This window comes from Kitasatospora sp. NPDC127035 (assembly GCF_042726075.1).
In the GTDB taxonomy this organism is placed as follows: Bacteria; Actinomycetota; Actinomycetes; order Streptomycetales; family Streptomycetaceae; genus Kitasatospora.
Window position 1 is genome coordinate 230,745 of sequence record NZ_JBHXDN010000002.1, and the last position, 7,752, is coordinate 238,496.

General features: G+C 73.6%; 4 protein-coding genes. All 4 read left to right on the plus strand.

Annotation, left to right across the window (positions count from 1 at the left end):
- Positions 1-144 precede the first annotated feature (144 nt).
- From ACFWIC_RS02000 to ACFWIC_RS02015, 4 genes are read left to right on the plus strand one after another with little or no spacing between them, the layout of a single operon-like run.
- On the plus strand, positions 145-3,162 hold the full coding sequence (locus ACFWIC_RS02000) for a lantibiotic dehydratase (protein WP_380514983.1): 3,018 nt from the start codon (positions 145-147) through the stop codon (positions 3,160-3,162).
- A complete protein-coding gene (locus ACFWIC_RS02005) occupies positions 3,159-4,418 on the plus strand; it encodes a lanthionine synthetase C family protein (protein ID WP_380514985.1) in 1,260 nt (419 codons plus the stop codon). The genes ACFWIC_RS02000 and ACFWIC_RS02005 overlap by 4 nt, the downstream gene beginning before the upstream one ends.
- Before the next feature lie 23 nt (positions 4,419-4,441).
- Positions 4,442-6,529 (plus strand): methyltransferase, FxLD system, encoded by a 2,088-nt coding sequence (fxlM, locus tag ACFWIC_RS02010; protein WP_380514988.1) that lies wholly within the window; start codon positions 4,442-4,444, stop codon positions 6,527-6,529.
- A gap of 5 nt (positions 6,530-6,534) precedes the next feature.
- On the plus strand, positions 6,535-7,650 hold the full coding sequence (locus ACFWIC_RS02015; RefSeq protein WP_380514991.1) for a hypothetical protein: 1,116 nt from the start codon (positions 6,535-6,537) through the stop codon (positions 7,648-7,650).
- Positions 7,651-7,752: the final 102 nt, after the last annotated feature.

The window sequence follows — 7,752 nt, forward strand, 5'->3', positions numbered from 1 at the left end:
CCCACCGACTCCGGCGGCGGAAGCACCTCGGGGGCCTGCCCCACGGGCCGGCACTTCACCACCCGGCCGGTGCCCGGGGGGCCCCCCGGGCCACCGCCCCGCCACCGCGTCCATTCCCGCCCCCGACCCCGAGGTACGCAACCCATGCACCCACCCGCTCCCACAGCCTCCTACCACTCCGCCGGCGTGGCCCTCGTGCGTGCCGTCTCCCACCCCACCCTTGCGGTCCCCGCCTGGCCGGACCTCGACGACGACGCCCCGGGTCTGACCGGCCGGCAGGTGGAGTGGCTACGCGAGGTGTGGACGGGCGAACACCTCGCCGAAGCGCTCGCACAGGCCGGCCCGGTCCTCGCCGAGCGCGTCCGGCAGCTGAGCGCCGACCTCGCCCCCGTGCCCCGCGAGGTCAGGCGCGCCGCGCTCGCCACCGCGCGCTACGTGCTTCGTGCGGCAGGCCGCCCCACCCCGTTCGGCCACTTCGCCGGCGTGCAGGCCGCCTCCTTCGGGCCGGTGTCCACCCTACGGTGGGGCCGCGAGCACCAGGTCGTACGCAGCGTCCCCGCAGCCAGGCTCGCCGAGGCGATCGGGCAACTGGAGCACACCCCCGGCCTACTGGCCTGCCTGAACGTGGTGGCGAACAACACCGCCCATGTGCGGGGTGAGCGCCTCGTCGTTCCGCACCGGCCGCTCGCCCTGGCCGGCGGCGGCACCGCAGCCGCCGAGACCACTCTGCGCCACACCCGCCCCGTCGCGCTCGCCCTGACCACCGCGCGCCACCCGATCCGCTTCCAGGATCTCGCCGACAAGGTCTGCTCCGAGTTCCCCGACGCGTCCGCCGAGCAGGTCACCGGTGTCCTGTCCGGGCTCGTCGCCCACGGAGCGCTGATCACGAGCCTGCACGCACCGTCGACCGAACCCAACCCCGTCGTTCACCTGCTCGCTGCCCTGAAGCGCGCCGGCATCGACCGGTTGCCCGCGGTCACCACCGTCCTCGGCGACCCGCATTCCGCCGACGGAGGCGGGATCGGCCGCGCGCAATCGGCTGTCGACCTGCGGCTCGACGCCGACCTCGTCCTCCCGCAGGCGGTGGCCGACGAGGCTGCCCGAGCCGCCGCCCTGCTCACCCGGCTCAGCTCCTTCCCCAACGGCACCGCCGCGTGGCGGGCCTACCACCAGCGCTTCTACGAGCGGTACGGCCGGGGCGCGCTGGTGCCGCTGCTGGATGTGGTGGCGGACAGCGGGATCGGCTGGCCCGACGGCTACCCCGGCGCCCGGCCTACGGAGAGGCCGCGCTTCGACGAACGCGACGAGCTGCTCGCAACCCTCGCCCAGCGGGCGGCGCTCGACGGCGAACGGGAGGTCGTACTCGACGGGGCCGTGCTGGCCTCGCTCGACCTGGGCCCGAGCGAACCGCGCCTGCCACCGCACCTGGAGATCCTCGCCCGGATCCACGCCCGTACCCGACACGCCCTCGACCGGGGCGAGTTCCGGCTTGAGGTCGTCTCGGCGTCCCGGGCGGCCGGAGTCTCGGTCGGCCGTTTCCTCCACCTTCTTGGACCCGAGCACCGGGCCGCGTTCACCGACCTGCTGACCAGTCTGCCGACCACGGACGAGTACGCCGTCACCGCCCAACTCTCGTTCCCGCCGCTGGACGCGGAGACCGGGCACATCGCCCGAAGCATCCCCACCGGCCAGTTGGTGATCAGCCTCGCCGAGCACCGCCCGGCTGCCGACGGTGTCCTCGGCCCCGAAGACCTGGCGGTGGGCTGCGACGGGCGGCGCATGTATCTGGCCGCGCCGGCGCTCGGCGTGCGGATCGAGGCCGCCGCCACCCACGCCCTGAACCTGCACACCCACACCCCACCGCTGGCTCGGCTGATCACCGAGCTGTCCCACGCCCAGGGCGTCCAGGTCACCCGGTTCTCCTGGGGTGCCATCGGCTCGCTGCCGTTCCGGCCCCGGCTTCGGCACGGCCGCGTCATCGTCTCGCCGGCCTCCTGGCGAATGGGCGCTTCCGAACTCCCCTCCCGGACCGCCGGCTTCGCCGAGTGGGACACGGCCCTGTCCGCCTGGCTGGTGCGGCGCCGGGTCGCCCGGCACGTCACGCTGGCCGCCGACAGCCAGGGCCTGCCCATGGACCTCGACCAACCCGGTCACCGCGTCCTGCTGCGCAACCACCTTCGCTCCGCCCCCCACGCCGTCCTCGTCGAGGCCCCCGACCCGTCCGACCTCGGCTGGGCCGACGGCCGGGCCCACGAGATCGCCATACCGGTCACGGCCATCCGGGCACCCGCCTGGCCGCGCCTGCCCCAACCGAGCAGGGCGAGGATCCTGCGGCGCGGCCACGGCGACGCCCCCGGCACCTCCCGGGTACTCCTCGCCTCGCTCTACGGCGACTCGGTGCGCCAGAACACCGTCCTCGCCCATCACCTGCCCGATCTCCTGCAGCGCCTCGGCCTGCCGATGTGGTGGTTCGTCCGCTTCCGAGACCCGCACCCGCACCTGCGCCTGCGCATCGCCCTGCCCGATCCGGACGCCTTCGGCCCGGCCGCCACCGTGATCAGCACCTGGACCGCCGAACTCCACCAGGCCGGGCTGCTCACGGAGGTCGTGTACCCGACCTCCTACGCAGAGGTCGGACGATGGGGCGAAGGCCCGGCCTGGGCAGCCGCCGAACAGGTCTTCCGCACCGACTCCGCCGCCGTCCTCGCCCAGCTCTCCCAACCCGCGCTGCCCGGTCGGCCTGCGTTGCTCGCCGCCCAAGCAGTAGCGATCGCGACCGGCTTCACCGGCTCGACGTCGGACGGGCTGCGCCGGCTGGTCGCCAACGTCCCCGCCAAGCCCCCGGCTACCGTCCCCCGGCCGGTGTTCCGCGAGGCCGTCCGCCTGGCGGACCCCGCCGACGGTTGGGCTTCACTGCGCGCCGAACCGGGAGGCACCGCGGTCGTCGAGGCCTGGGCGGAACGCCACCGTGCCCTCGACGCCTACCGCAGCTTCTTCCCCGGCCCTGACACGGAAGGGGTGGACACGGACGACGTCCTCGGCTCCCTGCTGCACTGCTCGTACGTCCGCGCGTACCGCATCGACTTCGAGGACGAGGCCCAGGTGCTCTACCTCGCCCGCGCCACCGCTCTCGCCCGCCTCTGCCGGAACGGTGAGCTGTGACCGCCCCGCACCCCTCGCTCAGGCTGTCCGATCGGGTCGCCGAGCTGCTCGCCGACCCGGCGGCAGTACCCGGAGCCTGGTCGTCGCGCCCGCAGTGGCGCCAGTCCCTCGCCCAGGGCGCTCCCGGCATCACCCTGCTCCACATCGAACGTGCCGCCACCGGTCGCGGCCCGTGGGAGCCGGTGCGTGCCTGGCTGTCGATCACGGCCCACGGCCCCGTCACCAGCGGAGCGGACAGTTACCTCCACTACGGCGCCCCGGCGCTCGCACACACCCTCGCCTGCGCTGCCCAGGCCCGGCCCGGCTCCTACCAGCACGCCCTCGACCACCTCGACCGGGTCGTGGCCGCCGACGCGGTGCGCCGCTGCGAGCAGGCCGAGGCCCGAATCGGGTGCGGCGACCTCCCCTCCCTTGCCGAGTACGACACCATCCGCGGGCTGGCCGGCATCGGCGCCGTCCTGCTGCGCCGGGCCCCCGACGGCGAGGCGATCCGGCGGGTCCTGGACTACCTGGTCCGCCTCACCCATGACGTCGAGCACGACGGCGAGGTACTGCCCGGCTGGTGGACCCTCGCCGGACCCTCCGGCAGGACGGACGGCCGGTTCCCCGGCGGGCACGCCAACACCGGGCTCGCCCACGGGATCGCCGGTCCGCTCGCCCTGCTCGCCCTCGCGCTGCGGCGCGGTGTCGAGGTCGAGGGCCAGCGTGCGGCGATCCGAACCGTCCTGGTGTGGCTGGAACGCCGGCACGACGGCCACGCATGGCCGTACTGGATCACACCCGCGCACCTGACCGGCCCCGATCCCAGGCCTCTTGCACCGCAACGTCCGAGCTGGTGCTACGGCACCGCCGGCGTCGCGCGTGCCCAGCAGCTCGCCGCCCTCGCCCTCGGTGACCATCGGCTGCGCCACGACGCCGAGAGCGCACTGGCCACCGCGCTGGTGGATCCGACGGCGCTCGCCGCGACCACCGACCTGTCCGTCTGCCACGGCTACGCCGGGCTCGCCCACATCGCCCACCGCGCCGCCGACGACGCCTCCCTGCGCAACGCCGTGCGGCTGCGCTCGGCCGCCGCCCTACTCCTGGACACCACCCACCCGACGAACGTCAGCCCTGACGACCAGGCATGCCGCCTCCTGGCTGCGGCGGGGCCCGCCTTACTGGAGGGCGCCGCCGGTACCGCCCTCGCTCTGATCGCCCCTGCCACCGGCAACGCTCCCGCGACCGGCTGGGACGCCTGCCTGCTCACCTCCTGACCCACCGACCGAGGACCCGTCCGATGACCGACACCTGGATCCAGCACGACCTCGCCTTCGCCCGCTCCGTCACCGTCGAACGGGTCGCCGCCCACCACTTGGCCCCCGTTCTCGCCTTCGCCCAGGACACAGGCGTGCTGGAAGGATGGTGGTACATGCGCAAAAAGGGGCTGAGGCTGCGCTACCGGGCTCCCGCTCCTGCCCCCGTCGTCACCTCACTCCTGGATGTACTCGCCGTGGAAGGCGTCGTCGAGCACTGGGCCACCGTGATCTACGAGCCCGAGAACGAGGCGTTCGGCGGTCCGGAAGCCATGGAGGTCACCCACCGTCTCTTCCACACCGACAGCCGGCACCTGCTGGCCCGGGCCGCGGAGTCGAGTCCGACCGCCCTCGGCCGGGCCGAGACCGTCGTCGTCCTCGTCTCCGCCATGCTCCGCGCGGCCGGCCTCGACTGGTACGAGCAGGGTGACGTCTGGGCGCGGTTCGCAAGGCTCCGTGACGCGCCGGCCGCGGTGGCCCCCGACCGTGCGATCGACCTGACCGCGGCGATGCGCCGCCTGATGCGCCTCGACACCTGGGCGCTCACCCGCGACACGACTCCGCTCGCCCACCACGGCGGCTGGGTCCACGCCTTCGAACAGGCCGGGCAGGACCTCGCCCGGCTCGCCCGCGACGGCCACCTCACCCGCGGGCCGCGCGCGGTCCTCTCGCACCACATCCTCTTCCACGCCAACCGCGCCGGCCTGCCGGTCGAGCACCAAGCCGCTATGGCGGCCAGGGCGTTGGACGCCGTCTTCCACACTGACGAGGACTCCGCGTCCTCGCCCTCCACCATCCACCCCACTCCCAGGGGCACCCATATGACTACGCTCAGCAGCGACATCGCTCCCGCAGCCCCGACAGCCGAGCAGCTGCGCGCCGACCTCACCGAGCGTCTGCTCGACCAGGGCACGATCCGCACCGCCACGGTTGAGGACGCCTTCCGCACCGTGCCCCGCGAGCACTTCCTGCCCGGCTTCCCGATGGAGACCGTGTATGCGGACAACCCCGTCTACACCAAGGCCGACGGCTCCGGCACGCGGATCAGCGCCGCCTCCCAGCCCGCGATCGTCGCCCTGATGCTGGAGCAGCTCGACCCTCAGCCCGGCGAGCGGATCTTCGAGGCCGGAGCGGGCACCGGCGTCAACGCCGCGTACATGGGCCACATCGTCGGGCCCGACGGCCACGTGGTGACCGTGGACGTGGACGAGGACCTCGTCGACGGTGCCCGCAAGCACCTCGTCGGCGCGGGGATCACCAACGTCGAGGCGGTACTCGGCGACGGTGCCCTCGGCCACCCCGGCGGTGCGCCGTTCGACCGGGTGATCGCCACCGCGAGCACCAGCGAGATGCCCACCCCGTGGCTCCGACAGGTCAAACCGACCGGGCGGATCGTATTGCCTCTGCGGCTGCGCGGCACCGCCTCGCGCACCACCGCCTTCGAGCGCGGCGAGGACGGCTGGGTGTCGGTCGACGACCAACTCGCCGTCTTCATGCCGCTGCGCGGCAGCATGGACGACGCCCGCCGCACCGTCGCCCTCACCCGCGAGGGCGACGTCGCCCTCCAGGTCCACAAGGACCAGGATGCCGCAGTCGACGCCGAGCTGCTGGCCGGCGTCCTCGACAGCGGGCGCCACGAAGCCTGGACCGGGGTGACCATCCCCGGTGGAACCACCTACGAGTACCAGGACCTCTGGCTTGCCCTCACGCTCCCCAACTCCCTGATGCGAATGAGCGTCACCGGCGCCGCCCGCGAGCGCGGCGTGAAGCCGATGTTCGGCTGGGGCGCCATGGCCACCGTCGCCGACGGCTCCCTCGCCTACCTCACCCTGCGCCCCGGTGAACCCACCGCCGACGGCCGCAAGACCTACGAGACCGGCGTCGTCGGCCACGGCCCCGACGGGGCTGGCCTCGCCGACCTCACCGCCGAGGAGATCCGCGTCTGGGACGCCGGCTACCGCGGCCGGACACCGCGCATCGAACTCCCCGACGGACCGGTGACGGCGGACCGCGCGGAGGGTCGATTCGTCCTGGACCGGCCCCACCACCCGATCACCGTCATCTGGGAGTGATCCGCGTGCACCCGACCGGAGCCGTCGCCCGGCGCTTTCCGCTGGTCGCCAGGACCCGGCCCGCGTGCCTACCCCTGGACGCCCGTGTCGGCCGGCTCACCGAGCTGGCCGACACGGCCGTCCGGCAGGCTGACCCGGGCCAGGCATCCACCGTCTTCAACCAGGCCGCCCTCCTCGCCTCCGACCTCGCCCTGCCCGACTACGCCCGCGAGCTGTGCCACCGCCACGTCCACCTCTATCTCGGCCGAGACCCGCTCCCGGCGACGAGCGCGATCCGCGGTCTGGAGCCGCTCGTCAACCTCGCCCGCCTCCACATCCGCGCCGGCCACCACGGCCGCGGCCACCGGCTCCTCCTCGACCTCTACCACGCCGTCACCACCGCCACCGAGGCCACCCTCGACGGAATCACCGTCCCGGCCGGGCTCACCGAGACCGACCACCAGCGCAGGGAAGTGCGGGCCTGGCTGTGGCGGGTCGTCATCGCCGACGGCACCCGGGCCCTCACCGCCGCCGGCCACTGGAACGAGGCCCTGCTCCACATCGAGAAGCACCGCGGCATCGGCCTGCGCATCCTCGACGGCCGCCAGGTCGCCGTCCTTGCCGCCGCCACCACCCGAGACGTGCCCGCAGCCCTCGCACTCCTGGAGGAGACCGAGCCGGGCGACCCGTGGGAGGGCGCGGTCACCGCGGTTCTCACCGCGCTGTGCCGCCCCGGCGACCGGCGCGCCGCCGGGCGCGCGATCGACCACTGTCTCGCTCTGGACGAAGGTGAAGGCCTGGCCGTCTTCACCACCCGCCTCGCACTCACCGCACTCGACGCGGCCGGCCCGAACACCCCCACAGCCCGAAGCCTTCTCGGGCAACTGGTCAGCAGGACCCGTGATTCCGGTGACGGCTACGCCCTGCGCGACCTTCTCGCCCACAGGGGCATCCGGGCCCGCCTCGATCCAGGCCGGATCAGGGCACTCGAACGCGTTCTCGCCGCCTGCGCGCTCGACTCCGCCACCCTGTCCGCCGGACTCCGCGACCGGCTTGAAGAGGCCCTCGAACATGCAGGGAGGGTACTCGAAGGGCTCTTACGACATGGAGAGCCGACCGACCCCGTGTCGTCAACGCCCTGAACGACCCGGTCACGCCGACGCACATGGCGGTGATCTTCGCGGGCGGGGTGGCCCGCAGAAAAAACCCCCATGGGGGCCAACACCAACAGAAAAAAATTAACA